Here is a 25,091-nt window from a genome sequence, read left to right on the forward strand (position 1 = left end):
TTCAGTTAAACGCTTAGCGCGTTAGGCCGTTTTACGGCGGCGCGAAGCGAAGCCGAGGCCGGCGAGGCCGGACAGCAGCAGCGGAAGCGCGGCCGGAACCGGAACGTCGCTGACTTCCATCGTCGCGATGGTGAAGCCGGCGCCTTCGGTGATGGCGATCAGAACAAAGTCTGTGCCCGTGCCGAGCAGGCCAATCACGTCAATGGCTGCGCCGAGGACGATCGTTTGAATGAATGCGCCGTCGATATAGAGATCGAACGCGCCGCAATCGCCTTCAGTAGCCGGCGTCGTGCAGTTGGTGTCGCCGCCGCGGTTAAATTCGACGTTCGTCACCGTGTATTCCTGATCGAACACGAAGCGAATAGCTTCGCCTGAATCGAACTGGGTCTGGTCGTCAGAAGTGTTGTTTTCAGACCAGGCGCCGAGGCCGGAGTCGGCCGGATTGATGTCCTGGATAAGGCGCGTTGCGTAGTTGTCGCTGACATCGTCAATGCCGCCAACGCCGGCATAAGCCGTAACCGTTACGTTCACGCCGTCTTTCGAGTAATCAAAACCTTCTGCATGGTCGATCGTGCAGAGGTCGTTGCTGACGCCGCCAGAGGTGGCGCAAGTGCTGTTGACGTTGCCGACATTGTCAGGCGTCACGTTGAGGCCGTCGCCTTTAAACACGAAAAGGGCTGCGTTCGCCGGCGCCGCCATAAAGCCTGCCGCAACAATGGCGGCAGCAAGATAGCGAAGGGTTTTCATGGTGTAGTCCCCCACTCAAAACTAAATAATCCGGGATACGCCGGAAGCGCATCGTTAAACGTTTTTTAACGATGGCCCAAATCTCCCAATTTTATGCAAATTGTCAATTCAAATAGGACGGGTTAACCGAAAAAAAATACCGCAGCGCAACACACTAGAGCAATTAACAAAAACAATTCCCTCATAGCGTGTATTTCTCAGAGCTGTTAACCATAACCCTCTGCAATAAAGGGAGTTTCCGGCCTGAGCCGCCCCGGCCGTCAATTCCGATTCGCGCCCTCAGATTGCAGTTGGCGGAGGGCGCGGATAGACCTTTTGTGCACTGCATCCGCTTGCCCTTTCACTTCTGCATGAGGAGCCCGTCCATGTCACGATCCGCCGCCCTTATTGCCGCACTTTGTGCGTCTTTTTTGGCCGCCTGCGCCCGCGACGGCGCCCCTCCCGCCGCCAGCGCTCCCGCCCCGGTCACGATCTTTACGGGCGGCCCGGTTTATACGGGGGTTGAGGGCGCCGGCCCCGCAGAGGCGGTGGCGGTTTCGGATGGCGTCATCCTGGCGGTTGGGACCCGCGATCTGGTGGTGGCGAGCGCCGGTGAGAGCCCGCAGATCGTCGATCTGGACGGCGCGGCTCTCTATCCCGGCTTCACGGACGCCCATGCACACCTTCTTGGCATTGGCATGCGCGAGCTGACGCTCAATCTGGAAGACGTCAGCTCGATTGCGGAACTCGTTTCAATCGTTGAAGCGAATGTTCAGCACACGGGCGAAACCGAAACGATTTACGGCCGGGGATGGATCGAAACCGCCTGGCCGGAAGAGCGGATGCCGACGCGCGACGATCTCGACCCCGTGAGCCCGGACAATCCCGTCATTCTCATCCGCGCCGACGGCCATGCGCTGGTCGCCAATTCCGCCGCGCTCGACGCCGCGGGCATTGACGATGAAACGCCCGACCCCGATGGCGGCAAGATCGAACGCTACGACGCAGGACGGGCCACGGGCATTCTCATCGACAATGCGCAAGGACTTGTGCGCGAACTTCTTGGCGAGACCAGCGACGCCAAAAAGCGTGACGCCTATGCAAAGGCGTCGGCGGTTTACACCGCCTATGGCTGGACCGGCATTCACGCCATGTCCGTGGATCCGCAAAATGTCGCCATGATCGAAGACCTGTCCGATGAGGACGCGATCAAACTGAGGGTTTATAATTCCATCGATCAGAGCGGGCTCGACGCGCTGATCGACAGCGGCCCGCGCATGAGCGCCGACGGGCATGTGACAACCCGCGCCATCAAGCTCTATATGGACGGCGCGCTCGGCTCGCGCGGCGCGGCACTCATAGCGCCTTATTCCGACCGTCCTGATACGAGCGGGCTCCTCTTGATGAAAAAGGAAGAGGCGGTCCCGATGCTTGAAAAGGCTCTGGAGGCCGGGATCCAAGTCAACACGCATGCGATTGGCGACCGCGGCAACAAGCTGCTCCTTGACTGGTACGAAGAGGTCTTCGCCGCGCATCCCGACAAAACTGACGTCCGCTGGCGCGATGAGCATACGCAAATTCTGCGTACGGAGGATATTCCGCGTTATGCGGCGCTGGGCGTCATCGCCTCCATGCAGCCCTCGCACGCCATCGGCGATCTTTATTTCGCCCCGGACCGGCTTGGTCCCGACCGGCTCGCCGGCGCCTACGCCTGGCGCGCGCTCATCGACGCGGGCGCGATCATCGCCGGCGGCTCCGACGCGCCCGTGGAGCGCGGCGATCCCTTGATCGAATTCTACGCCGCCGTCGCGCGGCGCGGCCTTGACGGCTATCAGGACGCAAACTGGCGGCCCGATCAGGCGGTGACGCGCGAGGAGGCTCTCAAGATGTTTACGGTCTGGCCGGCCTACGCCGCCTTTCAGGAAAACATGCTCGGCACGATCGAACCGGGCAAGCAGGCCGACTTCACCGTGTTTTCGAAAGACATCATGACAATTCCCGAAGAAGACATTCTAACCGCGAAATCGGTGATGACCGTTGTCGAGGGCGAGATCGTTTTTCAGGCCGAGTGATCGGATACGTCAGACTCGTGCGAGAACCAGCCGCGTCCAGGTCACGCCGTTATCCTGATTGGCCTTCCACAGCGACCCGTGACGCGCGCTGAAGACCGGCGAGAAACCATAGGGCGCGGCCAGCGCCTCGGTTTCCTCGCCGCTGACCTCGAACATGCGCCTGCCCGGCGGAACCGGCCCGTGACGCAAAAGGAAAAAGATTTTCGCGCCGGGCGTGGCGAGCCGGGAAAGCTCCTTCATGCCCGCGGCGCGTTCGTCCGCATCGAGATGCATCCATACCGCCGTCAGCATGATGATGTCGAATGCGGCGCTGCGCTCCTTTAACTGCGCCAGCGACGGCAGGCTGTCGCCGATCCATTCTATCGCCGAATCGGGATGCAGAGACATGGCAGGGATGCGCAATTCGTCGGTGGGCTCCACCGCCGTCACTTGATGTCCCTGCTTCGCAAAGACCGCCGCGTCCCGGCCGGTTCCCGAGCCGATCTCGAGTATGCGCGTAGGCCTTTCCGGCAGCAGGTGCAGCACAGGCGCATGCACCTCCTCAAAGGCAAGCGCCTCATAACGCTGGAGAAGATCCTCCGCCTCGCTTGCATATCCGGCGTTGCTTTTAAGGCCCGTCACGGCGCCTCTCTTCTTTCCCGTTATCCGTCTTTGCATTGCATTTGCAGGAGAGGCTTCTCCTCCCCATATTCCTTATCATGACGTTCTGGCTGTTTTTGATTTTCCTGCTGCTGGCCGTCTTCGTCTTCTGGAACATCTGGGTCGCCATGCGCTCGCTCGACGATGACGACAACGATAGCTGGTAAGGCCGGACACGGCAGAGAAGTTGACCGGCGCTTTCACAAAAAGCGGCGTCGACGATCTATGTCGCGAACACCTGGCCCATATCGTCGAAATATTTGAACTCCAGCGCATTGCCAGCCGGGTCGAGGAGAAAGAACGTCCCCTGCTCGCCCGGCTCGCCCTTGAAGCGCACATAAGGCTCGATCACGAAATCGACGCCCGCTCCGGTCAGCTTGTCGGCGAGCGCCCGCCAGGCCGCGCCGTCAAGGATGACGCCGAAATGCTTCACCGGCACCTTCTTGCCATCGACCTCGTTGGCGGCGGCGCGTCCGCATTCCTCAGGAGCCAGATGCGTCACCAGTTGGTGGCCGAAAAAGTCGAAATCGATCCAGTTCTCCGAGCGCCGCCCCCGGGGACAGCCAAAGAGATCGCCGTAAAACGCCTCGGCTGCGACAAGATCGTCAACCGGGATTGCAAGGTGGAACAAGGGCGCGGCCATGATTATATCGCTCCTGACTTCGTGATGAGCCTTATACGGCTCCGCCGCAGGAATGGCCAAGAACCCGCCCGGAGAAACGCATGAGCGAAAAATTCAAGGTTTTGAGCGACCGGTTCTGGGTCGCGCCGCAGATCGCCCCGGCCGACGCCGCGGAGGCCGCAAAAGAAGGCGTGACGCTGATCGTCAACAACCGGCCCGATGGCGAGGCGCCGGGTCAGCCCAAAAGCGCGGAGATCGCCAAGGCGGCGGCCGATGCAGGCCTTGCCTATGTTCACATTCCCGTGGACGGAAGCGGGATTTCACCGGGCCATATTTCCGCCCTTAAAAAAGCGCTAGAAGAAAACAAAGACGGCAAGGTTCTCGCCTTCTGCCGTTCCGGGACCCGGTCGACGATCCTGCGCGCTTATCTGCAGGCGTCGGAAGGCCGCGCGCCGGAAGACATCATCGCCGAAGCGGCGGCGGCCGGGTATGACATCTCCGGCCACGCTCCGGCGCTCCGGGCGCTCAGCAGCGCCGCCTAGAGAAACAAGGAATACGCCTCGGAATGTATGGTTTAGTGTTGTTGCTGGCGATTGCGGCGCAAAGCGCCGATCCTTACGCGCCTCCCGAGATCAGAAAATACTCCGAATGCACCTGCCCTGCCGATGCGTCGCATGAGGTGACGCTCAGCGGCTATGTGGTGGATGCGAAAATCATCCTCGGCGCAGATCGGCGTTCCGTCGAGGATCGCATGGCGACGATCTTCGATGTGAAATCGTCCAGCGACGCATCTGTCTCCGGGCGGACCGCCGTCTGGCACAATATCGACGAAGATGCGTGCGGCGTTTCGTTCGACTACGGAAAAAAATATACGGTCTATGCACGCCGGGACGATGACGGCGAACTTGAAACCGATAGCTGCCTGATGGGCGGCTAATCCGTTTTCTTCTATTTTCTAATAGTGAATGATGATGCGCGCGCTGGCCGCCGCCGTAGGAATGACGACGGTTTCCGTCAGGGTCACGCCGCAGCGCAGCACGGCCATGTCGCGGCCGTCTTCGTCCGTGGCGCGGCCGTCCCGCCCCTCGCCGCAATCGAGGAAACTGCCGCGCTCTTTTTCGACCACATAAAGATAGTTCGGCGGCGCCGACACATAGGCCCGGTCCGTAATGCCGCCGGAGCCTTCGCCAATAGATACTGCGCCGGCGCTTGGAACCGCAAGCTCCTCCGCCGAGACAGGCGAAGTTAACGCGGCCGCGAGAGCTGCAGCGATCAGATTAACGGTTTGTTTACGAACGGCACACATGCGCGCCCCGTCGCAAAAGCCGCGCCGTTCACCGCAATCCAAGGAAATCCGCGCCTCACAGCCATTTTATTTCCTTGTCATCGCCCAAAAAGCCATGTTCATTGCCGGCGGCGGGGATGTTCGGGGCGGAACACGATGTCGATTTTGGGCGACTTTAAAATTAACGGTAATCAGCTTGTCGCCGTGGAAACGGGCGCACAGATTCCATTGAACGCAGGGTTTGCGCGGGATGCTCTGCGCATCGCGAGCTTCGTCTGGCTCGTGAACGCGCTGCGCGCGACGCGAATCATGCGCGGACGCGAACCGCGCGCGAAAATCTCCTTCTTTCCGAAGAAGCCGCGCTCCTATTACGCGATCTGGCCGGTGTGCCAGCTTGCGGATGTGAAGATCGTCGACGACCCCGGCGAGGCCGACCTTCACTTCTATTTCGAGGACAGGGAATTCCTGACCGCGCCGCGCCTCGCCCCCACCGCGAAGCCCGCCTTCAATGTGGATTGCTTCGACATCAGGAAAAGCGTTGTCGCGCGAATCTTTGAAGAGACCTTCGGCTACAGCCTCGCTGTCGACCCCACGCGCCATGAAGGCGCGATGGTCGAAAAATCCGAACTTAACGGCAAGCATGACGGCCGCAAGATCGAAGGACCGATCGCCGCGCCGAAACCAGGCCATGTCTATCAGCGCATCATCGAGAACACCTTCGACGGCCGGGAACATGTGGACATCAGGACGCCCATCGTCGGGTGCAAGACGACGCCTTATGTGTTTTTGAAAAAGCGCACGCGGGACCTGCGTTTCACCAATGATAATCACCGCGTCGATCTGGCGCCGATCGACGCCATGCTGTCCCGCGATGAACAGGAAAAGATCGCCGCCTTCGCCGCGGCCATGCATCTCGATTATGGCGGGCTCGACATCCTGCGCGACCGCCATGACGGGCGCATCTATATCGTCGACGCCAACAAGACCGATATGGGCCCGCCGGCCGCCATGCGCGCCCAGGACAAGCTTACCGCCATGCGGGCGCTCGCCGAGGCTTTCGCCGCCGCCATCGATGCAAAGCTCGCGGAAGCGCGCTGACCCCCTTCGCCTTTTGCGTCAGATCGGATTAAAGAAGCCCATGGCTTCGATCCCCTTCGTCAAGGATATTCACTTCACGCCCGGCGTTCCCGACCGCCTCGCGCCCGGCGTCCGGCGTGTGATCGCCAACAATCCGGGGCCGTTCACCTATACGGGGAGCGGAACCTACATCATTGGCGAAGGTGAGGTCGCAATCATCGATCCCGGCCCCGATGACGACGCCCATCTTGAAGCGGTGTTGAAAGCGCTCAAGGGCGAGCGCGTCACGCACATTCTCATCACCCACACCCACCGCGACCATTGCGGCCTTGCGATGAAATTCGCGGAAGCGACCGGCGCGCCGCTCCTCGGTTTCGGCGCGCATCCGGTGCGGGAAAAGAAAGACGACGCCCCGGCGCTCGATGAAGGCGCGGATTATTCTTATGCGCCGGATGAAATCATCGGCGACGGCGCGGTGATCGAGGGCCCGAATTGGCGCATCGAAGCCGTGCACACGCCGGGGCATCTATCGAACCACCTGTGTTTCGCGTTACCGGAACAAAAAGCGCTCTTCACCGGCGATCACATGATGGGCTGGGCGACGACCGTCGTCGCGCCGCCCGACGGCGACATGACCGCCTATCTCGACAGTCTCGACAGGCTCCTCGCCCGCGATGACGAGATTTATTTTCCGACCCATGGCGCGCCCATCGCCAATCCGAAACGCTTCGTGCGCGCGGTCAGAACGCATCGCCTGATGCGCGACGCGCAGATCCTCGACCAGCTCAAAAAGGGGCGCGACAATATCAAGGACATCACCGCCGCCATGTATTCGGATGTCGACAAGCGCCTGCACGGCGCGGCGGCGCTGAATGTGCTCGCGCATCTGATCCGGCTGGTCCGGAACGGCGCCGTCATCTGCGACGGCGAACCGGGGATGAAAGCAACCTACCGACTATCAGACTAGGATCGCGCCTCGTCCTTTTGGCGCAGCAAGCCCTGCAATTTGCGCGGCGGCGCGCTGGCCGCTGCGATAGGCGCCGGAAACATTGCAGACATCATCGTCCGGCACGATGGCTTCGCCAGCGAGAAACAGCGTATCGTCAACAGGCCGGGCCAGAACATCGTCTTCATCAAGGCGCGCGCCTGGCTTTCGGTGCGAATAAGACCCTTCCGCCAGTGGATCCGACGCCCAGCGGGTTGCGACAACACTCTCAGGCTCCGGCAGCTTGCGGCCAAGCGCCCTTTCGAAATCGCGATGCAGCCGCCCGGCGGCTTCTTCGTCGCTCATCGCTTCCAGTTGCCGAGAGACCGCGCCGCCGGTAAGCGCAAGCAAAAGCGGCGCGCCGGAATAGGCCGCATGATTTGCGATAATCGACGGCAGCTCGCCGCCGGCCAGCACGAAATATTCCCGGTCCGCCGGCCAGGATGCGGATGGATAAGACAGGGCGATCTTGTTCAGCAACGCCATCCCGATCCGGTTTAGGGCCGCGCGCGCATCCTCCGGCAAGCCAGGCGTCAACTTGATCGCCTGGCGCTTCAAGAGCCCTGCGGAAACGGTGAGGACGACCGCCGCCGCCTCGATGTCGCCCTTGTCCGTTGCGACCCGCGCTGCGCCGCGACGCCACTCGATTTCTCTCACCTGCGTGGACAGGCGCACAGGGATATCCTGTGCAAGATATTCGGCGAATGCTTGCATGCCGCCAGTCATGAACCATTCGTGATTTGGCAACGCTTCGCCGCCGAGAAAGAGAGACTCCATCGCCTCTTCATGCAGAGGAACCGCATATTGGGTTTCAAGAATGATGCGGTAGGCGTCGCCGCTAAGTGAATCGACTTTGCCTGCAACCACCGCGTCCCAGACGTCGCCGATGCTGCGCCCGGACGCGCCGCCGCCAAGACGCCAGCGCAAGTACGGCCAGAAGAGATGCGCCTCGAGCCGATCGGAAATATCGAGTTCGTCATAAACATCTGTGATCGGTTTTTTCTCGACAACCGGTCCCGAGAGACCGAACACATCCACATTGTCATAGTCGGAAATATTAAACGGAACGCCGCTTTCGCGGGCGAGGCCGGCCAATGCGTTTTCCGCCCCGAAATGCAGCCATGACGCGCCGAGATCGACCGGCGCGGGCGTTGCCTTCGTTGTCCACGCGCGCCCGCCCACGCGGCTGCGGGCGTCGACAATTTCAACGTCGTAACCGGCTTTCAACAACACGCGCGCAGCGCCAATCCCGGCGAAACCGGCGCCGACGATCAAGACCTTCGCGCCAGGCTCAACCCGCGGCCGGGCGGCGCAACCGCCGCCGAGCGCCGCGGCGCCGGACCCCAGTAAAAAATGACGCCGGCTTGTCGCCATGATCCGCATCTCCCTCGATTTAAGCTAACCTGTCATATGACAGGTACGCTAATCTGTCAATTGACAGACAACGCGATTTGAGAAAAGCCGTAGGAGATGGCGAAAACGAAGAAATCAGGCGCCCCGGACCGCAAGGCGGAGATCATCCGTGAAGCCCGCATGCTTATGGTCGAACAAGGATATGGGGCTTTAAGTTTGCGTGCTGTTGCGGAGCGCGTGGGGATCAAGCTTGCCTCCCTGCAATATCATGTGCCCACAAAATCCGCCCTTCTGTCGCTTCTGGTGGAAGACGCCGTGGCGCAATATCGTTCGGCGCTGACCGGCTTTTCGGAAGACCGGGGCAATGTAGAGGAAACATTCGATGAGGCGATGGCGTGGCTGCTCACGCCGTCGCGGGAATGGAATGAGCTGGCGAAGTTTGAGATTCAATTCTGGGCGCTCGCTTTTGTCGACGAGACAGCCGCCGCCGCGCTTGATGAATATCTCAGCCTTTATCGCGAGTTTCTCGCCGATCTGATCCGGCGGCTTAATCCGGATCTGTCAAAAGCACAGGCCGGACGGCGCGCCATCGCGCTTGCCAGCCTGCTTGAAGGATCGATGTTGTTTTACGGCCCGCGGCCGGCAGGCGCATCGCCGCCGCGCAGCGCTCTCAACGATCTCATTGCCGCGGCGCGCGCCATTGCGCTTTCGCGTTGATCGTTATCCCGAAAACGAAAAAGCCCCTGCGCAAGGCAGGGGCCTTTTATATCGAAGCGGCGAAAGACTATTTATTCGCCTTGTCGTATTTCTTGCTGAATTTCTGCCAGTCTGCGACCATGTCGGTTTCCATTTTCACGGTCTTGTTGAACTCTTTCAGCGCCGCCTCGCGATGATCGACTTCGTTTTCTTCATTGTCGGCGATCGCATTCAGGCATTCGCGATACTCGTTGAGCGCGCCTTGGAAGCCTTTGATCTCTTCAATCGTCGCCGCGCGGTCATCCGCCGTCGCGTCGCTCGGATCGGGCATCTCGGGGGCATCCACCATCAGGATGCAGTCGCCGAACTGCGCCACGGGCTCTGGCGGCTCGGTCAGCGCTTCTTCCACTTCTTCTTGCGCGAACGCTGCGCCTGCGAGCGCAACGCCCGCCGCCGCCATCGATATCAACCATTTAGCCATAGTGTTCAGTCTCCTTCCCTGCCTGCCCGGCCCACATGAATTCGCGGGGGACCTTAAACGCAAATCCGCCGCCAGATCAAATTCCCGCGTCTTAAACAACTTTCATGTCGGCAAAGTTCGCCCCGTCATTAGGCGCTGCAATGGGAACCGCATGACGGTAAAGCCGCCAGGTCGCGTGGCCGATCACCGGCAGGACGATCAGGAAACCGGTAAATCCGGACAATACCGAAAGCCCCATGGCGATGCCAATCAGCGCGCACCAGACGCACATGGCGACAGGGTTGGCCATCACGAGACGCACGCTCGCCATCATGGCCGTCACGAAATCAACGTCGCGGTCGTAGAGCATCGGAAAGGAAATCACCGAAAGAGAAAAGATGAAGAGCGCGATGACCGCGCCGCTGAGATTGCCCAACACCAGAAACACCAGCCCCGACGGCGTCGACAGGAGACGGTCAAGAAAATCCGGGCCGACGCCGTGAAAGCCGGTAAAGGCGAAAAACAGAAAGGCAGCAATGTCCATCCAGATGACGAGGGCGAAGCCGGTGACGAGCGCCATCCAGCGCAGATCACGGCCAATCGCTTCCTTGACGCCGCCGAGAATGCTTCCCCAGGAAAGCGGCTTGCCCTGCTCCAGATGATCGCTGACGGCGTAAAACCCCGCCGCCGCGAACGGCGCCACCAGTGTAAACCCCATGGCGAGGGGATAAGCGAGATAGGGAAGTCCCAACACGAAAAGGAGCGCGATCAAAAGCCATCCCGCTATGGCAAAGAGCGCGCCGAAAACAAGACCGTAAACCGGCGCGTTGAAAAAATCCCGCGCGCCCGCGGCGATGATGTCGATGAGATCGCTCACCGATACAGAATTGAGAGCAAGGCGCCCTTGCGCTTGCGTCATTGTTTCCTCCTCGCCGGTCTTTTTTGCCGGCTTGTCTATCGCTATGCGCGTTTAAGAGCTGAGCAGCACGCGCCGCGCCTCCAGAATGAGCCGGCGCTGAATATCCGTGGGCGGACCTTCAATCTCCGCGGTCCGCTCCAGCATCTCAACCAAGTGACGTTTTTCATCTTCCGTGCAGACTTCGGCGACCGGCCGCAGGATCTTGCGCACATTATTGCCGGCGTCGTTGATCTCGCCTACGGCCATGCGTCCGAAGGCGTAAAGGCCGTGCGCCGTTTCCTCATCGGCCTCGAAGGCATCTCGCATTTCCTCGACGATCCGCGCCTGCTGGCGGTCGGTGACGGCGCCGTCATAGGCCGCTATCTGATAGAGCAGGACCGCCGCCGCCTCGCGTGGATCGGAAAGATTTTCGATGAGGCGCTGGTCGATGCGCCGGCTCCATTTGCCGCGGCGGATGACGCCCTTCACCTCGCCGATGGCTTCACGGCCCTGCCCGGCGGCGTTCATGAAATGGGTGAACGCCCAGAAGGCCGCCGCCAGCGCGCCCAGAATGGCGATGATGATGTGCATGAGCAAAACCTCACTGCGCGTGTTGGTGAGTGTATCCTTCACACTTACCATCTTTAAAAAGAAGCGCGTAATGATACCCACCAGCAGAGTTAGTCTCTATCCATTGATATAACTCCTCGCCAGCTCCTACGGCTGAAACCGAGCTAGGCGGCCCCACCTTTGCAATGATTTCATTTATGGTTTTGCCTGTTACGTCCCCCATATCCACAAATGCCTGCTGTTTCCCTTTCATTGATGCGGCAGCAAAGACCGCCCCACCCACAACAAGAACAATAAGTATAATCCAAAACATGACGCCCCCCTGTATTTAAATACAGGGAAAGCTTATAACAAATCAGGCCTCAGTCCAGCGGCTTGATATGGAAAATGCGCTCGGCGTTTTTGTGGGCGACCTTGGCTTTGGTTTCTTCATCCAGCGGCGCAGAGCGGATGAACTCCACCGCCGGCTTCATGGGCTGATAGGGATAATCGATGGCCCACAGAACATTGTCGGCGCCGATCTTCTTGATGGAGTAATCGAGCGCCAGATGATCCTCGACGCCGCTCGTCGTTATGACAAAATTGCGCTTGAAATATTCCTCCATCGTCAGCGAGGTCTTCGGCGAGCGTCCGCCCTCCTGCGCGCGGGAATTCATGAAAGTGATGCGCCAGATCCAGAACGGGATCGCCTCGCCCATATGGCCGATGCAGATTTTGAGCTTCGGAAACTTGTCGAAAAGGCCGGACGTCATCATCCGAACGGCGTGCGTGCCGACCTCGACGCCATAGCCCCACATGGCCGAGTCCATGCCGTAATCCTGCAACGGGCCTTTAAGACCGTATGATGCGGCGCGTGGGTGAATATAGATGCAGGCGTCGAGGGCTTCGGCGGCCTCCAGAAACGGCCAGTATTTCGGATCGTCGAGATATTCGTCGTTCGTATGCGAGTTCAGAATGAAGCCGTTGAGTTTAAGATCATTGATTGCGCGCTCCATTTCTTTCGCGGCGCGCTTCGGCGATTGCGGCGCGAAGGCGGCCAGCCCCGCGAACCGCGTCGGATGACGCTTGCAGATATCGGCAAGGACATCGTTAGCGAGCGCCGCCAGATCCGTCGCCGTGTCGGCGTCGAACATCTGCACGCCGGGCGCCGTCAGCGACAGGAGATGCATGTCAATGCCAAGATCGTCCATCTGTTTGAGGCGCCGGCCTTCGACGTCGAGCAAACCATCGAGGAAGTTCAGTGCGTCATAGCCCTTGCCGTCATTGGAATCGTAGATGCCCTTGACCAGCAGCTTGTCGAGGGACTGGCTCGGTCCGCGCGACACATGTTTCAGCGCCTCGGCGACTTCTGGAATGGAAAAGGCTTCTTCCGTCGCGATGGTTCTCAAGTTTCCAGCCATGGCGCGTCTCCCTGTTGTTTTCCGTAACAAGGGGAGATTACAGCGCGCGGCGCCTCAAACCGCGCTGGAAAGGAAGGCGTATTGGAAATCGGACGCAGACGGTTTTGGGAAAAAGCCGTTGAAACAGCCTTCAGGCGAAACGCTCGTCATTCCGCGCCGCCAGCGCTATCAAGGTCGCTGTCGGAATGAAGCCATCGAGCTGTTCCGTCGGATCGAGCGCCTCCAGCAGATACCAAAACGCCTTGGGACCAAACAGCGCATATCCGATAACGATGCCGATGATCTCGCCCGAAAAAGGGGCGACAAAAAGGAAGCGTCCGATGGTGAAGTCAAAGAGATCAACCCCGAGCGCAACCAGAAATCTCAGAAACCAGCTCATTCAACTTCCCCGGCAACCTGATTTGACTATGCAAGCGCAGGACGCGGACGGGCGAAAGCGAGCCCTCCCGTCATGGCCAGAATGACCGTTGGCATGAACGCCAAGACCGCTTTGGTTATGTCTACAATCATGAGATCGCGGTTTGACCGGCCTTCGAGGTCGTAGAAATAATCTGCGACATTCGTTGTCCATTGATCCACGAAACTCACAACCGCGCCGCCGGCGCCGCCGGTCACTCCGGAAATGACAAAGACAAACGCGAAGGCGGCGAAGATGAATTCAAAAACCCGGACAAAGGAAGCGCCGAGGAGGAAGATGAAGAACCGTCTTTTTTGCTCGCCGGACATGCCGCCCGAGAAGAACAGAAATCCGGCGACGGCGAGCAACAGTTGAGCAGCAACGGAGCCCGCAACAATCGTCGTGAGCATGCCCGTTTCCGACTTCATCGCATAGAAAGCGAGCGCCAGCCCCACGATCGCGTCGACAACCAGACCGGAAATAACCGCGAGCCGCAATTGCGAGCCGCGCGCGTCCGTCGCCGCCTGCGCGTAGGTCAGCGCGGCGCGCACGAAATCCTGCTGAATGGCGTTCGGCGTCAGGAAAGATGTGTTGATGCGTTTCGACACGCCATAGCTTTGCGCGGCATTTTCGCCCTGCGCGAGCGGCGCATCGACCACAATAGCCCCGCGTGGAACTTTCACGCCCAGCAACGCCGCGCGGCGCCAAAATTGATGCTCCGAGATCATAGCCCGCCCCAATTCCCCGAGGAAAATTAACCTCACAAAATTAAACCACGCAAGCAATTTTTCAGTGGGCGATTTAGGTCACTCATGCCCGGGAGTATGTGACAGAGTTATGTCGGTGCGCGGCAGCTGGCGACTGCTGGTTATGGATATAGATTTTGCTTCCTCCAGGGCGCTCCAGCCTTCTCCCGGTTATATTGCAGCCGCTCATGCAGGCGGAACGGGCGGTTGACCCAGAATTCGATCTGCATAGGTATTATTCTGTAGCCGGACCAATGAGGTGGCCGGGGAATGTCGCCGCGCCCGAATTGCGCGGTCGTGTTCGCGACGGCTTTCTCCGCTGCTAATCGTCAAAGCGCTCGGCGTAACCGCTCGCTTTAAGAATGGCGTTGGGCTCGGACACGAACAAGAGGTCCCGGATCGCTTTGCTCTTGTCTTCCGCCTGCTCGTAATAGGCTTCGCAGATGCGCGCGCCGATAAAATAACCGAGATCGGCGTACCAGTCTTCGTCCTCAACCTGTCCGTTGTTACCGGACCAATTCTGAATGTTCTTGGTGTCCATTTCTTCCTGAAAGCGCCGCCAGATCATCTCTTCGCGCTCAAGTCCCCATTTATAATAGTGAGGCTTGTCGGCTTCGGGCATCGCCAGTCCCGCGAGGAAATCCGCTGACCCTTCAATCAAAGCCGCATAGAGAACAGTCGGCTCGCCGCTATATTGCTGCAGCGCGTGGATATGCTCGTGCACGACGATGAATGGAAGCGAATTGAGGTCGAGATTTTTCACAACCTGCTGGAAGCCTTCCGAGATTCCGTCGAGCGGCACGCCTTCGGTCCATGACCAGACATCAAGGCCGATCAACATGCCTGTCGGCCCCGCCGTGCCGCCAGAATTCAGGCGGCCGATGACGAATGTAACGTCCGGCACGCTAGCCTCCGGATAGATGTCCACAAATCGGCGCAGGCCGTCCCTGATGTCTGTTTCAAATTCCATCGCCATCAGGGTTCGCTCGCGAATGCCGTCATAATAGCCGGGACTTTCTTCGAGCCGCTCAACAAACTGCTCCATCGTGCCGGTTTTGATGCGGTGGTAATCGATCAGTCCTGGCGTGCCGGGTCCGAGATAATGCTTGCGCAGGATCGCAGCCTTTTTGCTCTTGCTGGTTTCCTTCGACGCCAGATCGTACGCCGCCCAGAACCGCTCAACATCATCGAAGATCAATTTGGCTGTGTCAGGGTCGCGATGGCTCTCCGCAAACGCATCCTGATTGGCGCGCATTTTCGCGACGGCCGCCTTGAAGCGATCGGCGTCGCGCAACGTTGCGAATTCCTCAGCGGCTTCGATGGACTCTGCATAGGTCCATCCCTTTTCCGCAGCAGCCTCAAGCAGACGCAATGCATCGTCCGGGCTTCCCGCTTTTACATAGCTCACGGCCGACTGCGGCCCGAACACGAGGCCCGTAGGGCTTGGAATTTTGTCGGAGGCAACGAACGCGCGCTCATAATATATGGCTGCGTCGTCGAATTTTTCCGCCTCTTCAGCTCCCCCCGCGAGTTCGGCAAACCTTTGCATTGCAGCGAAATCCGCAAGCCATACGTCCTGCGGCGCTTCAGGCGCCAGAACAGCTTCATCGCTCGCGCCGGAATCGCGGCCAACCTGATCGCAAGCTACAAAAAACAACATGCCGGCGCTCGCCAGCAACAGATGAATTTTCATTTTGATCGCCCCTCGTCGCAATGAACCCGGAAAGACATGCTACAGCGGTCGCATGACCACGCCTATTCCGTTTATCCCGCATTCAAACCGCTTTATCGGGAAACGCTCTGAAATGACGCCGCCGATCAGGGATAGAGGTTTTGCTTCCTCCAGGGCGCTCCGGCCTTCTCCCGGTTATATTGCAGCCGTTCATGCAGACGGAACGGGCGGTTGACCCAGAATTCGATCTGCACCGGTTTTATTCTGTATCCGGACCAGTGCGCGGGGCGCGGTATGTCGCCAAGGCCGAATTGCGCCGTTTTTTTGGCCACAGCCTTCTCCAGCGCAAAGCGGCTTTCGAGCGGGCGCGACTGATCGGACGCATGCGCCCCGATACGCGCGCCGCGCGCGCGGCTCGCGAAATAGGCGTCGGCCTCAGCGGCCGTCACCGGCTCCACGGGCCCGCGAAACCGCACCTGGCGGCGGATCGATTTCCAGTGAAAGACGACAGCGGCTTTGGGATTTGCGGCGAGTTCGCGTCCCTTCGCGCTCTCGGTGTTGGTGTAAAAAGTGAGCCCCGTGGCGTCGATATCTTTGAGGAGCACCATCCGCACATCCGGCATGCCCGTTTCATCGACGGTTGCGAGCGCCATGGCGTTGGCGTCGTTGGGCTCCTTCTTCACCGCAAGCGCCAGCCACTCCGCAAAGAGCGCGAAGGGATCGCCCACGGTGAAGACGTCGCCCTGATCTTCGTCGACGGCGTAGGCTTCTTCCGACGGGCTCGGCGGAATGATATCGGCCATAAATGCTCCTTTGCCCAGTTTTAACAGCGAGTTAGGAAATTCTTGCGGGATTGGCTATAAGCTCGGCCCGCGGGGCAAGCGATTAATACGGGATAGGCATGTCTTTCAACTCTTTCGGCAGGATGCTGCGGTTCACGACCTGGGGCGAGAGCCATGGGCCGGCGCTTGGCGTCGTACTCGACGGCTGCCCGCCGGGGATCCTTCTTCGCCCAGAAGACATCCAGACCGCCCTCGACAAAAGAAAGCCCGGCACATCGAAATTTGTGACCCAGCGCAAGGAACCCGACGCGGTCAAAATCCTTTCCGGCGTGTTCGAAGACGACCGCACCGACGGGCCGCGCACCACCGGAACGCCGATCAGCCTGATGATCGAGAATGTGGACCAGCGTTCGAAAGACTATTCAGACATTCGCGATAAGTACCGGCCCGGCCATGCGGATTTCACCTATGACGCGAAATACGGGTTCAGGGATTATCGCGGCGGCGGACGGTCTTCCGCGCGCGAAACCGCCGCGCGCGTCGCTGCCGGCGTAATAGCCGAAAAAATCCTCGCGCATCTCTTCGACAGCGCCGTGTGGCTGCGCGCCTCCATGGTGCAGATGGGACCTTACAAAATCGACCGCGAGAATTTCGACTGGACGACTGTCGACAAGAACCCGTTCTGGTGCGCCGATGCAAAAGCCGCGGATGACTGGGCGGAAAAACTCGACGCCGCGCGCAGGTCTGGCTCATCCTACGGCGCGGTCATCGAAGTCGTTGCGTCTGGCGTTCCCGCGGGGCTCGGCGCGCCGGTCTACGGAAAGCTCGATGCGGATATCGCCTCCGCGATGATGTCGATCAACGCGGTGAAGGGCGTCGAGATCGGCGCCGGGATGGACGCCGCCGCACTCACCGGCGAGGAAAACGCCGATGAAATCCGCATGAAAGACGGCGCGCCGCATTTCCTCTCCAACAAGGCGGGCGGCATTCTCGGCGGCATTTCATCCGGTCAGGACATCGTTGCGCGCTTCGCCGTAAAGCCCACCTCCTCAATCCTGACGCCGCGGCGGACCATCACCGCGAAAGGCGAAGAGACGACCATTCAAACCAAAGGCCGTCACGATCCTTGCGTCGGCATTCGCGCCGTCCCGGTGGGGATCGCGATGATGGCGCTGGTCCTTGCGGACCACGCGCTCTTGCATCGCGCCCAATGCGGATAATGCGATAACTGACTTTTCGCCTGTCAAAAGGCGTTAATAGCGCTACCTTGTTGTCATGAAGAAACGCTATCTGGTCCCGCTGATCCCCATCGCGCTTCTGGCGGGCGCATTCCTGGCGCTGCGCACGCCTGCGACCGACCCCGCCGTCATGGAAGCGAAATATGCAAACGCGGCCTCGCGATTTGTTGAAGGGCCGAACGGCCTGCGCGTGCATTACCGCGATGAGGGAAACAAGGACGGCGTTCCCATAGTCTTGCTGCATGGCAATTCCGCGACGCTTCATACATGGGAGCCGCTGGTGCAGCGCCTTGGCGGCGAATACCGGATGATTACCCTGACCCTACCCGGCCATGGCCTCACCGGTCCGAACGCCAATCGCGATTATTCCTATAAAGGCATGGCCGAGGCCGTGGACCTCGTCGTTGACGCCACAGACCTCGACCGTTTTGTCATTGGCGGCAATTCCATGGGCGGCTGGATTTCCTGGCGCTATGCGCTCGCTAATCCGGATAAAGTCGATGCGCTGATCCTTCTCGACGCATCGGGAATGCCGCTGCGGGAAGGAGAAACCCCGCCGCCGCTCAATCTCGGTTTTCGCCTACTGCAAAATCCCCTCGGACGCTTTCTCCTGAAATACGTCACGCCGCGCGGGGCCATGGAAACGTCCCTGCGCCAGAGCGTAAGCGTCGAAAGTTTCATCGACGAAGCGACGATCGACCGGTACTGGGAGCTATACCGCCTTCCGGGCAATCGTGAAGCGGCAGGCGACCGCGCCATTGCCGACCGCGAACCCGGCTATGCCGACCGGATCGGCGAGATCAAGACGCCCGCGCTGATCCTGTGGGGCAAAGACGATCCCCTTATTCATGCGAGCGCCGCCGTCACGTTCAAGGAGCGTCTGCCGCAGGCTGAGGTCGTCATCTATGAAGGCGTCGGCCACATTCCCATGGAGGAGGCGCCGGACCGCACAGCGGCGGATATGGACGCGTTTCTCGACCGCGTGCTTACGCCGGTTTCCGAAACGAACTGATCTTCGTCAGAAACGCCAGCGTCTCTTCGCCTTTCGTCAGTCCCGCCCGTCCGAAAAGCGCCGGCAAATCCGTCCGGCAATAGCTGTCGTAATAGGGCTCGTGAAACCCGCGCGGGAAGTTTTCAAGCAGAATGTCGAAGCCCGGCTCGTCGCCATACTGAATGGTGTCGGCGTGAATGTAGACGCCGCCGGGTTTCAACAGCCGCGCGATTTCCGCCGCGACTTCGTCCCGCACTTTCGGCGGCAATTCGTGGAAAAGATAAACCGAGGTCACGATATCGAAGGAGGCGTCCGGCAAGCCTGTCTTTTCCGCAGGCTGCTGAATAAATATCGCATTCTTGGCGCCGCCAAGCGCCGCCCGCGCCCGGCCGAGATAGGCGGGCGAAAGATCGAGGCCGGTCACGCTGAGCATGGGCCAATTGTCTTTGACGTCGGCGAGGAACCCGCCGCCGCCGCAACCGAGATCGAGAAGGCTTGCCGCCCCGGCGTCTTTGCCTTTCAACGCCGCGCGCACAAATGGCAGCGCCTGGCGGCGCATGGCCGCGGCCGAACCGGTGAACAGCGTTTCAACCTGCATGTCGTAACGCGCGGCCGATGCGTCGCTGAGCCAGCCGTCGGTCTGGTAATGAAAATTCTGGAGATAATAGCGCGGATATTTCTCGCGCATTGTCTCCGTCAACACTTCCGAATGGGCGCGCGCATATTTACGCCGCGCGACCTGCCGCGCATCGAGAAGATAGTCGCGGCTTTCGCGCCAGAGTTTCGGCAGCGATGGCGCGCGCCGCAACTCCGCCGGCATTTTGTAAAGTCCGTCTTCGATATTCCGCAAGTCACGCTGAAACAATTCGCGGAAGGCGGTTTTCAGCCGCTCGCGGTCGAGCGGTCCGAATTCTTCGGCGTAGGGCGCCTCGCCGGGATCTGTGAGCGGGCCCATCAACCGCCGGCCATAGGCGTAATGGCCCGTATACCAAAGCACCCGCGCCGCCTGCGCTGCGCCATAGGCGGCGCGCTTTGCACTGTTGGCGATCATCGTGTTGAGCGGCGCCATGTCTCACTCCTTCGTGAAAAGCCCGGCGAGTTCAACATGGGCCGAGAACACAAACTGATCAACGGGCAAAAGCTGCGACAGGCTGTAGCCGCCCTCGCGCAACATCGCCGCATCGCGGGCGAAAGTACCAGGATTGCAGGAGACGCCGATGACCACCGGGACGGAAGACTGCGCAATCTGTTCTGCCTGGGCGCTCGCCCCCGCGCGCGGCGGATCGAAGACGACGGCGTCATAAGGCTTTAATTCTTCGGCGCTTAACGGACGCTCGAAGAGGTTGCGCCGTTCCGCCCTTACCGGATGACGAAACCCTGCGGCCCGCGCGGCCGCATCCAGCGCCGCCACCGCCGGCGCATCGGAATCGAACGCATCGACCGCCGCCTGTTGCGCCAGCGGCAACGAAAATGTCCCGCAGCCCGAAAAGAGGTCGGCGATACGTTTCGCGCCCTTCGCGTGACGCATAACGAACTCCGTCAGCGCCGCCTCTCCTTCTGCGCTCGCTTGGAGAAATCCGCCGGGAGGAATTGCGACCGGGACATCGCCGAAACGAACAACCGGCGCCTCAAACATGACCACCGGCGCGCCATCGGCGGTCACGCGGATGATGCCGGTGACACGAGCCGCCTCGGTCAGCGCCATGATCTCCGGCCCGTCGATATCGTCTGACGCATCCCCGCCCGTAAAGGCAACGTCGAGACCGTTGTCGCACAAGGTGACGTGAAGATCGAAGCTGCGCCATCGCTTCGGCGCTGCTTCCGCAAGGGCGCGCAGATGGGGGAGCGCGTCGGCGAGCTTCGGCGCCAGCACAAGGCACTCATCAATGGCGACAATGTGCGACGACGCACGCTCGTTGAAACCGAACACCAGTCCCGCAGCAGTGCGCCGCACAGCGAAGACCGCGCGGCGGCGGCTGGCGGGCGCGCAAGCATAAAGCGGCGATACAATGGCCTCGTCGAAGCCTTCCCGCCCCAGCGCATCCACGACGAGGCTGCGCTTCCAGGCCCAATAAAACTCCGCATTCACATGTTGAAGAGCGCAGCCGCCGCACTCGCCGAAATAGAGGCATGGGGGCTCCGCACGCACATCGCTTTTCTCGAGCACCTGTCGCAGCTTGCCGAAATGACCCCGATAATCGATCTCCACCACGTCATCCGGCGCAGTGTATGGAATAAAGACGCGGTCTCCCGCTATGACAGCGACACCGTCACCTTGCGCGCCAATGTATTCGATGCGCCCGTCCGCACGCTTCAACGGAAGTTCTTTCTTCGCGCGCGGGCTGTGTGATTTCCTATGCTTTCTTCGTTGCGCCAATGAGGAATTCCCTGTTGCCGTCGCCGCCTAGGATGGGGCTGTCTATGAGACCGGCGACGGTCCAGCCCTGCGCTTCGATCCAATGCGCGATATCGCGCGCGCATGGCTCGGCCAATCCATCTTTCACCAGACCGCCCTTGCCGATACCCTCGCGCCCGACTTCAAATTGCGGTTTGACGAGCGCCGCCACCTGACATCCGGGGGCCGCCAGCGCCAGCGCGAAAGGCAGCGCCTTCTTCAGGCTGATGAAGCTGACGTCGCAGACAATCACTGCCAACGGATCGGGAACGAGCTCCCTGTTCAGATCCTTCGCATGAGTCTTCTCAAGATTAACCACGCGCGGATCGCCGGCGATTTTTTCGTGCAGCTGTCCCTGCCCCACATCGACGGCATAGACTTTCACCGCGCCGGCGCGCAACAGGACATCGGTGAAACCGCCGGTTGACGCGCCGAGATCGAGACAGATTTTTCCGGAAGGGTTTATCTCCATCGCGCGCAACGCGGCTTCGAGCTTCATCCCGCCGCGGGAGACATAAGGGGGAACCTCGCCGGAGATGGCGACGTCATCGCTCTCGCTGACTTTCTGCGCGGGTTTCGCCGCCACGGCGCCATTAACCGTCACATGGCCGGCGGCGATCGCTTCCTGCGCACGGGCGCGGCTTTCCATTAACCCTGACTGGACGAGATAGTGATCGAGGCGCATTTTTTCCGACGGAAACGGGGACGGTCCTTCGTATAAAGAGGGTTCGACCCATCGCCAAGGAGAGACCCCCATGCGTTTCGCCCTCTTCGCCGGCATCGCCGCCCTCTCCGCAGCGCCCGCTCATGCAGATGAACGGGACGCCGCCAGCTACAACGCCGAAAAGGGCGGCGTTTCCATGGTGGTCATGAAAGGCGGCCGACTTGCCTTTGAAGATTACCCGAACAAGGGCGGCCGCGACAAAGCCTACGAACTCGCCAGCGGCACGAAGAGTTTTTCAGGCGCCATCGCCGCCGCTGCGGTGATGGACGGTTTCCTCTCCCTTGACGAGCGCGCCGCGGATACGCTGAGCGAGTGGCGCGACGATCCGCAGAAATCGCAAATCACTATCCGGCATCTTCTGACCTTGACCAGCGGCGTGGAGGGCGGCGGCGTATTCCGGCCGCCAAGCTATGCGGAGGCGATTGCGCGGCCCATGACCCATGCGCCGGGAACCTATTTTGAATATGGGCCCGTCAATTTCCAGATCTTCGGCGAGATCATGCGCCGCAAGCTGCAGAATGTTGAAGGCGGAAAATACGCCGACGCGGTCGACTATCTGCAGGCGCGCATTCTCGACCCGCTCGACATTCATCCGGCGCAATGGAACGAGCGCGGGGGCTATCCGACCCTTCCGTCAGGAGCCGACCTCACCGCGCGGGAATGGGCGCGCTTCGGTCAGCTCATCCTGCAAGGCGGAAACTGGAAAGGCATGCAGCTTGTCGATCCGTCAGCGCTGGCGGAGAATTTCACCGGCTCTGGCGTCAACGCCGCCTATGGCCTCACCTGGTGGCTCAACGAAGAACCCAGCGCGGACGTGCTCGACGCCTCGCGGACCATGACGGTGGCTTCGGACCTTTTCACCCATCCGCGCCACGATGAATTGCCCGGCGATCTTTTCATGGCGGCCGGCGCCGGCGGGCAGCGCCTTTATATTATTCCTTCAATGGAGGTGGTGATTGTGCGGCAATATCCGCGGGTCATCGAACGCAAATTCGCCCAGCGCCGCCGCGGCGGCGCTTATTCCGACGTCGAATTCCTGCTCGAATTTATGAAGCCGTAATCCGCGCCTTGCGCCCTTGCGCCGACGGTAAAATTTATCCCGGATAATTCTGGAACGGCCCTCAGAGGCCGGTGTTTCCTTTTACATAAACGGCAAAGAAAATTTGAAAGAAAGGAGATCTCACATGTCCAAACTCAAGAACAAAAAGATCGCCATCGTCGCCGCCGACGGGTTTGAGGAATCCGAACTTTTTTCCCCGCTGGAAGCGCTGAAAGAAGAAGGCGCGGAGATCGAGATCATTTCAATCAAGAGCGGCGAGATCGCCGGGTTCAAACATATGGAGCGCGGCAAATCGATCAAGGTCGACAAGGAAATCGCGCATGCCGATATTAATGACTATGACGGCGTCGTCATTCCCGGCGGCCTTTTCAATCCGGACGCCCTGCGCCGCGACGAAAAAGTCATCGCCTTTGTGCGCGGCGCTTTCGCGAAAAAGCTGCCTGTCGCCGCAATCTGTCACGGACCGCAGGTGCTGATTACCGCCGAAGTCGTCAAAGGCCGCAAGATGACCGGCTTCGAAGCCATACAGCCCGATCTCAAAAACGCGGGCGCCGAGGTGAGCGACGAAGAAGTCATCGTCGACAACGGCCTCGTCACCAGCCGCAAGCCGGACGACCTGCCCGCCTTCAACAAAAAAATTATCGAAGAGTTTTGCGAAGGAAAGCACAAAGGCCAGAAGAAATCGATCGCTGCGTAATCCTTCTGTCGTTCCCTCGAAAGCGCAGCATCGGCAAAGCCCCGCTCCGGCAGCGGGGCTTTCGCCTGCTGTTTATTTACTCGCCCGCGTTAGAAACAGGTTTTCCAGAAGCCCGGCAATCACATAGGCTGCGAGCGCTGCAACCACGGAATAGATGAAATAGCCGTCGATAGGCTCCACATCGCCGGCGAGCACCGCCTGCAAGGCGGGACCAATCGCCATGCCGCCGCTCATCGCATCCAGAATCGGGAGAATGAGAAGCGTCGCGAGATTGAACGCAACGCAAGTGTAGACGCAGGCGAGTCCCGCCGCCGGGCCGCCGAAACGCGTCCGGAGGCCGATCAGCGTAGCAACGACAATGGCGCCCTGCCCGAAGACCGAGGTCATCGCAATCAGTTCATAAATATTGGAACCGCTCAGCGCCACGGCGAGCGCGCCGACGCCGGCGAAGGCCGTGCCGAGGCGCGCTATCATCAATTGGCGCTGCTCGCTCGACCGGGCATGCAGCTTTTTCAGAATGTTGATGGATATGAGCGACGACACCGCAAGCAGGTTGGAATCGACTGTCGACAGAATGGCGGAGAAGAGCGCGCCCACAAAGACGATCGCAAGTACGGGCGGCAGGAACTCAAGCGCCATCGCAGGGATGAAATTGTCTCCAACGGCGCCCGCCACGTCGAGATGCGCGCCGGAAAGGCCGATCAGCACCGGCATCATGCCGATCCCGATATAAAGACCGGCTGCCGTGAACGCGGCCCGCCTGGCGACAGCGGTCGACTTCGCTGCGAGAAAACGGGTGATGATTTCCTGCGTGACGAGGCTGCCGATCACCGGGATCGCCCAGGCGTCGGCGCGGGTGAAGAGCGACTCGCCCGGCGCGATGAGACGAAGCTGGTCGGATTGGATCACCGACAGCATGGCGCCGAAACCGCCGAACTGGTGAATGATGGCGAGGAACAGGATGATGACGCCCCCCATCAGGAACAGCCCCTGAATAACGTCGGTCACCACATCCCCGATGAGACCGGCGAACATGGAGTAGAAAACGACGATGCCGGCGGCGGCGAAGAGCGTGACGACGCCGGGCAGTCCCAATGTGGTCTCAAGGATCGCGGCGATCGCTAGCAGCTGCGCCCCGGCCCAGATCACCGAAATGACGACGAGCACGATGGCCGTCACGAACTCCGCATGCTTGCCGAAGCGGTCGCGGAAAAAATCCGCGATCGTGACATAGCCGTGGCTGCGGATCTTGCCTGCGACGAAAAGGGCCGTCGCTACGAGACAAATGGCGTAGCCGAAAGGCTCGGCGCGGGCGCCGGAAAGCCCCCCTTCGGCCACCGCTGCGGAAGAGCCGAGGATCGTTTCCGCCCCGAACCAGGTGGCGAAAAGAGACAGGGTGATGGGGAAATAACCGAGCCGCCCGCCGGCGATATAGTAATCGGTATCGCTCTTGGTCCCCCGCGCAAACCACAAGCCGATGGCGATCTGGATCGCCACATAGCCAGCGATAAAAAACAACAACTCAACTCGTGACAGATCGTCCAACTGGGCGCCCCTTTTGCCTGCCTAAGCGCGCTATTGAGCCGCAAATCGGGGCGCTTGAAAA

At 60.2% G+C, this 25,091-nt stretch carries 29 protein-coding genes; 10 read left to right on the forward strand and 19 right to left on the reverse strand.

Annotated features, from left to right (window positions below):
• Window positions 1–21 precede the first annotated feature (21 nt).
• On the reverse strand, window positions 22–747 hold the full coding sequence (locus ACQY5P_RS07995) for a VPLPA-CTERM sorting domain-containing protein (RefSeq protein WP_428410212.1): 726 nt from the start codon (window positions 745–747) through the stop codon (window positions 22–24).
• A 365-nt stretch (window positions 748–1,112) separates the two neighbouring features.
• Between ACQY5P_RS07995 and ACQY5P_RS08000 the strand changes: the two genes are divergently transcribed.
• The gene (locus ACQY5P_RS08000; RefSeq protein WP_428410213.1) at window positions 1,113–2,798 is read left to right on the forward strand and encodes an amidohydrolase; all 1,686 of its coding nucleotides are present in this window, start codon (window positions 1,113–1,115) and stop codon (window positions 2,796–2,798) included.
• Between the two features lie 9 nt (window positions 2,799–2,807).
• On the opposite strand, the gene ACQY5P_RS08005 is transcribed toward ACQY5P_RS08000, so the two are convergent.
• Both ACQY5P_RS08005 and ACQY5P_RS08010 read right to left on the reverse strand, forming a co-directional pair.
• Window positions 2,808–3,419 carry a class I SAM-dependent methyltransferase gene (locus ACQY5P_RS08005; RefSeq protein WP_428410214.1) on the reverse strand — a complete coding sequence of 204 codons (612 nt, stop codon included), beginning with the start codon at window positions 3,417–3,419 and terminating at the stop codon, window positions 2,808–2,810.
• Window positions 3,420–3,660: 241 nt separating this feature from the next.
• Entirely contained in the window at window positions 3,661–4,080 is a 420-nt protein-coding gene (locus ACQY5P_RS08010) for a VOC family protein (protein WP_428410215.1), read from the reverse strand.
• 80 nt (window positions 4,081–4,160) lie between these two features.
• Between ACQY5P_RS08010 and ACQY5P_RS08015 the strand changes: the two genes are divergently transcribed.
• Together ACQY5P_RS08015 and ACQY5P_RS08020 are read left to right on the forward strand one after the other, a co-directional pair.
• Window positions 4,161–4,601, forward strand: coding sequence for a TIGR01244 family sulfur transferase (locus ACQY5P_RS08015; RefSeq protein WP_428410216.1), 441 nt, complete (start codon window positions 4,161–4,163; stop codon window positions 4,599–4,601).
• Between the two features lie 23 nt (window positions 4,602–4,624).
• On the forward strand, window positions 4,625–4,996 hold the full coding sequence (locus ACQY5P_RS08020; protein WP_428410217.1) for a hypothetical protein: 372 nt from the start codon (window positions 4,625–4,627) through the stop codon (window positions 4,994–4,996).
• Between the two features lie 18 nt (window positions 4,997–5,014).
• Here the strand turns inward: ACQY5P_RS08020 and ACQY5P_RS08025 are convergent, their stop codons facing one another.
• A complete protein-coding gene (locus ACQY5P_RS08025) occupies window positions 5,015–5,365 on the reverse strand; it encodes a hypothetical protein (RefSeq protein WP_428410218.1) in 351 nt (116 codons plus the stop codon).
• Window positions 5,366–5,500: 135 nt separating this feature from the next.
• Between ACQY5P_RS08025 and ACQY5P_RS08030 the strand changes: the two genes are divergently transcribed.
• The gene (locus tag ACQY5P_RS08030) at window positions 5,501–6,442 is read left to right on the forward strand and encodes a hypothetical protein (protein ID WP_428410219.1); all 942 of its coding nucleotides are present in this window, start codon (window positions 5,501–5,503) and stop codon (window positions 6,440–6,442) included.
• 40 nt (window positions 6,443–6,482) lie between these two features.
• Window positions 6,483–7,388 carry an MBL fold metallo-hydrolase gene (locus ACQY5P_RS08035; protein ID WP_428410220.1) on the forward strand — a complete coding sequence of 302 codons (906 nt, stop codon included), beginning with the start codon at window positions 6,483–6,485 and terminating at the stop codon, window positions 7,386–7,388.
• Here ACQY5P_RS08035 and ACQY5P_RS08040 read toward each other — a convergent pair.
• Entirely contained in the window at window positions 7,380–8,780 is a 1,401-nt protein-coding gene (locus ACQY5P_RS08040) for a flavin monoamine oxidase family protein (RefSeq protein WP_428410221.1), read from the reverse strand. The two genes, ACQY5P_RS08035 and ACQY5P_RS08040, sit on opposite strands and share 9 nt — an antisense overlap.
• 96 nt (window positions 8,781–8,876) lie before the next feature.
• Here ACQY5P_RS08040 and ACQY5P_RS08045 point away from each other — a divergent pair, with 96 nt between their 5' ends.
• Window positions 8,877–9,476, forward strand: a complete 600-nt coding sequence (locus ACQY5P_RS08045) for a TetR/AcrR family transcriptional regulator (protein WP_428410222.1) — start codon at window positions 8,877–8,879, stop codon at window positions 9,474–9,476.
• A 67-nt stretch (window positions 9,477–9,543) separates the two neighbouring features.
• Here ACQY5P_RS08045 and ACQY5P_RS08050 read toward each other — a convergent pair whose 3' ends face one another.
• From ACQY5P_RS08050 to pdxH, 10 genes are all read right to left on the reverse strand, one after another.
• Entirely contained in the window at window positions 9,544–9,936 is a 393-nt protein-coding gene (locus tag ACQY5P_RS08050) for a hypothetical protein (protein ID WP_428410223.1), read from the reverse strand.
• Window positions 9,937–10,027: 91 nt separating this feature from the next.
• Window positions 10,028–10,834, reverse strand: a complete 807-nt coding sequence (locus ACQY5P_RS08055) for a DUF2189 domain-containing protein (protein WP_428410224.1) — start codon at window positions 10,832–10,834, stop codon at window positions 10,028–10,030.
• Between the two features lie 51 nt (window positions 10,835–10,885).
• Window positions 10,886–11,446, reverse strand: coding sequence for a TerB family tellurite resistance protein (locus ACQY5P_RS08060; protein ID WP_428410225.1), 561 nt, complete (start codon window positions 11,444–11,446; stop codon window positions 10,886–10,888).
• Window positions 11,415–11,696: a hypothetical protein gene (locus ACQY5P_RS08065; protein ID WP_428410226.1), complete on the reverse strand. Its 282-nt coding sequence runs from the start codon at window positions 11,694–11,696 to the stop codon at window positions 11,415–11,417. Before ACQY5P_RS08065 ends, ACQY5P_RS08060 begins: the two co-directional genes overlap by 32 nt.
• A gap of 49 nt (window positions 11,697–11,745) precedes the next feature.
• Window positions 11,746–12,783, reverse strand: a complete 1,038-nt coding sequence (locus ACQY5P_RS08070) for an amidohydrolase family protein (RefSeq protein ID WP_428410227.1) — start codon at window positions 12,781–12,783, stop codon at window positions 11,746–11,748.
• Window positions 12,784–12,913: 130 nt separating this feature from the next.
• A complete protein-coding gene (locus ACQY5P_RS08075) occupies window positions 12,914–13,162 on the reverse strand; it encodes a hypothetical protein (RefSeq protein ID WP_428410228.1) in 249 nt (82 codons plus the stop codon).
• Window positions 13,163–13,188: 26 nt separating this feature from the next.
• Complete coding sequence (locus ACQY5P_RS08080; protein ID WP_428410229.1) at window positions 13,189–13,863, reverse strand: hypothetical protein; 675 nt, start codon at window positions 13,861–13,863, stop codon at window positions 13,189–13,191.
• A 185-nt stretch (window positions 13,864–14,048) separates the two neighbouring features.
• Window positions 14,049–14,198 (reverse strand): pyridoxine 5'-phosphate oxidase C-terminal domain-containing protein, encoded by a 150-nt coding sequence (locus ACQY5P_RS08085; RefSeq protein WP_428410639.1) that lies wholly within the window; start codon window positions 14,196–14,198, stop codon window positions 14,049–14,051.
• Between the two features lie 50 nt (window positions 14,199–14,248).
• Complete coding sequence (locus ACQY5P_RS08090) at window positions 14,249–15,619, reverse strand: hypothetical protein (RefSeq protein WP_428410230.1); 1,371 nt, start codon at window positions 15,617–15,619, stop codon at window positions 14,249–14,251.
• Window positions 15,620–15,744: 125 nt separating this feature from the next.
• Window positions 15,745–16,401 (reverse strand): pyridoxamine 5'-phosphate oxidase, encoded by a 657-nt coding sequence (gene pdxH / locus ACQY5P_RS08095; RefSeq protein ID WP_428410231.1) that lies wholly within the window; start codon window positions 16,399–16,401, stop codon window positions 15,745–15,747.
• A gap of 98 nt (window positions 16,402–16,499) precedes the next feature.
• Here pdxH and aroC point away from each other — a divergent pair, with 98 nt between their 5' ends.
• Together aroC and ACQY5P_RS08105 are read left to right on the forward strand one after the other, a co-directional pair.
• Window positions 16,500–17,600 (forward strand): chorismate synthase, encoded by a 1,101-nt coding sequence (gene aroC / locus ACQY5P_RS08100; RefSeq protein WP_428410233.1) that lies wholly within the window; start codon window positions 16,500–16,502, stop codon window positions 17,598–17,600.
• Window positions 17,601–17,655: 55 nt separating this feature from the next.
• Window positions 17,656–18,630 carry an alpha/beta fold hydrolase gene (locus ACQY5P_RS08105; RefSeq protein WP_428410234.1) on the forward strand — a complete coding sequence of 325 codons (975 nt, stop codon included), beginning with the start codon at window positions 17,656–17,658 and terminating at the stop codon, window positions 18,628–18,630.
• On the opposite strand, the gene ACQY5P_RS08110 is transcribed toward ACQY5P_RS08105, so the two are convergent.
• From ACQY5P_RS08110 to ACQY5P_RS08120, 3 genes are read right to left on the reverse strand one after another with little or no spacing between them, the layout of a single operon-like run.
• Window positions 18,605–19,678, reverse strand: coding sequence for a class I SAM-dependent methyltransferase (locus tag ACQY5P_RS08110; protein WP_428410235.1), 1,074 nt, complete (start codon window positions 19,676–19,678; stop codon window positions 18,605–18,607). The genes ACQY5P_RS08105 and ACQY5P_RS08110 overlap by 26 nt on opposite strands.
• Window positions 19,679–19,681: 3 nt before the next feature.
• Window positions 19,682–20,926, reverse strand: a complete 1,245-nt coding sequence (locus ACQY5P_RS08115; protein ID WP_428410236.1) for a class I SAM-dependent RNA methyltransferase — start codon at window positions 20,924–20,926, stop codon at window positions 19,682–19,684.
• 37 nt (window positions 20,927–20,963) lie between these two features.
• Complete coding sequence (locus tag ACQY5P_RS08120) at window positions 20,964–21,761, reverse strand: TlyA family RNA methyltransferase (protein ID WP_428410237.1); 798 nt, start codon at window positions 21,759–21,761, stop codon at window positions 20,964–20,966.
• On the opposite strand from ACQY5P_RS08120, the gene ACQY5P_RS08125 reads away from it, so the two are divergent.
• Both ACQY5P_RS08125 and ACQY5P_RS08130 read left to right on the forward strand, forming a co-directional pair.
• Window positions 21,760–22,788, forward strand: a complete 1,029-nt coding sequence (locus ACQY5P_RS08125) for a serine hydrolase domain-containing protein (protein WP_428410239.1) — start codon at window positions 21,760–21,762, stop codon at window positions 22,786–22,788. The two genes, ACQY5P_RS08120 and ACQY5P_RS08125, sit on opposite strands and share 2 nt — an antisense overlap.
• A 124-nt stretch (window positions 22,789–22,912) precedes the next feature.
• Window positions 22,913–23,485 carry a type 1 glutamine amidotransferase domain-containing protein gene (locus ACQY5P_RS08130; RefSeq protein WP_428410240.1) on the forward strand — a complete coding sequence of 191 codons (573 nt, stop codon included), beginning with the start codon at window positions 22,913–22,915 and terminating at the stop codon, window positions 23,483–23,485.
• A 72-nt stretch (window positions 23,486–23,557) separates the two neighbouring features.
• On the opposite strand, the gene ACQY5P_RS08135 is transcribed toward ACQY5P_RS08130, so the two are convergent.
• A complete protein-coding gene (locus tag ACQY5P_RS08135; protein ID WP_428410241.1) occupies window positions 23,558–25,030 on the reverse strand; it encodes a sodium:solute symporter family transporter in 1,473 nt (490 codons plus the stop codon).
• Between the last annotated feature and the right edge of the window lie 61 nt (window positions 25,031–25,091).

It is taken from the genome of Hyphococcus sp. (assembly GCF_965267305.1).
Classification (GTDB): Bacteria; Pseudomonadota; Alphaproteobacteria; order Caulobacterales; family Parvularculaceae; genus Hyphococcus.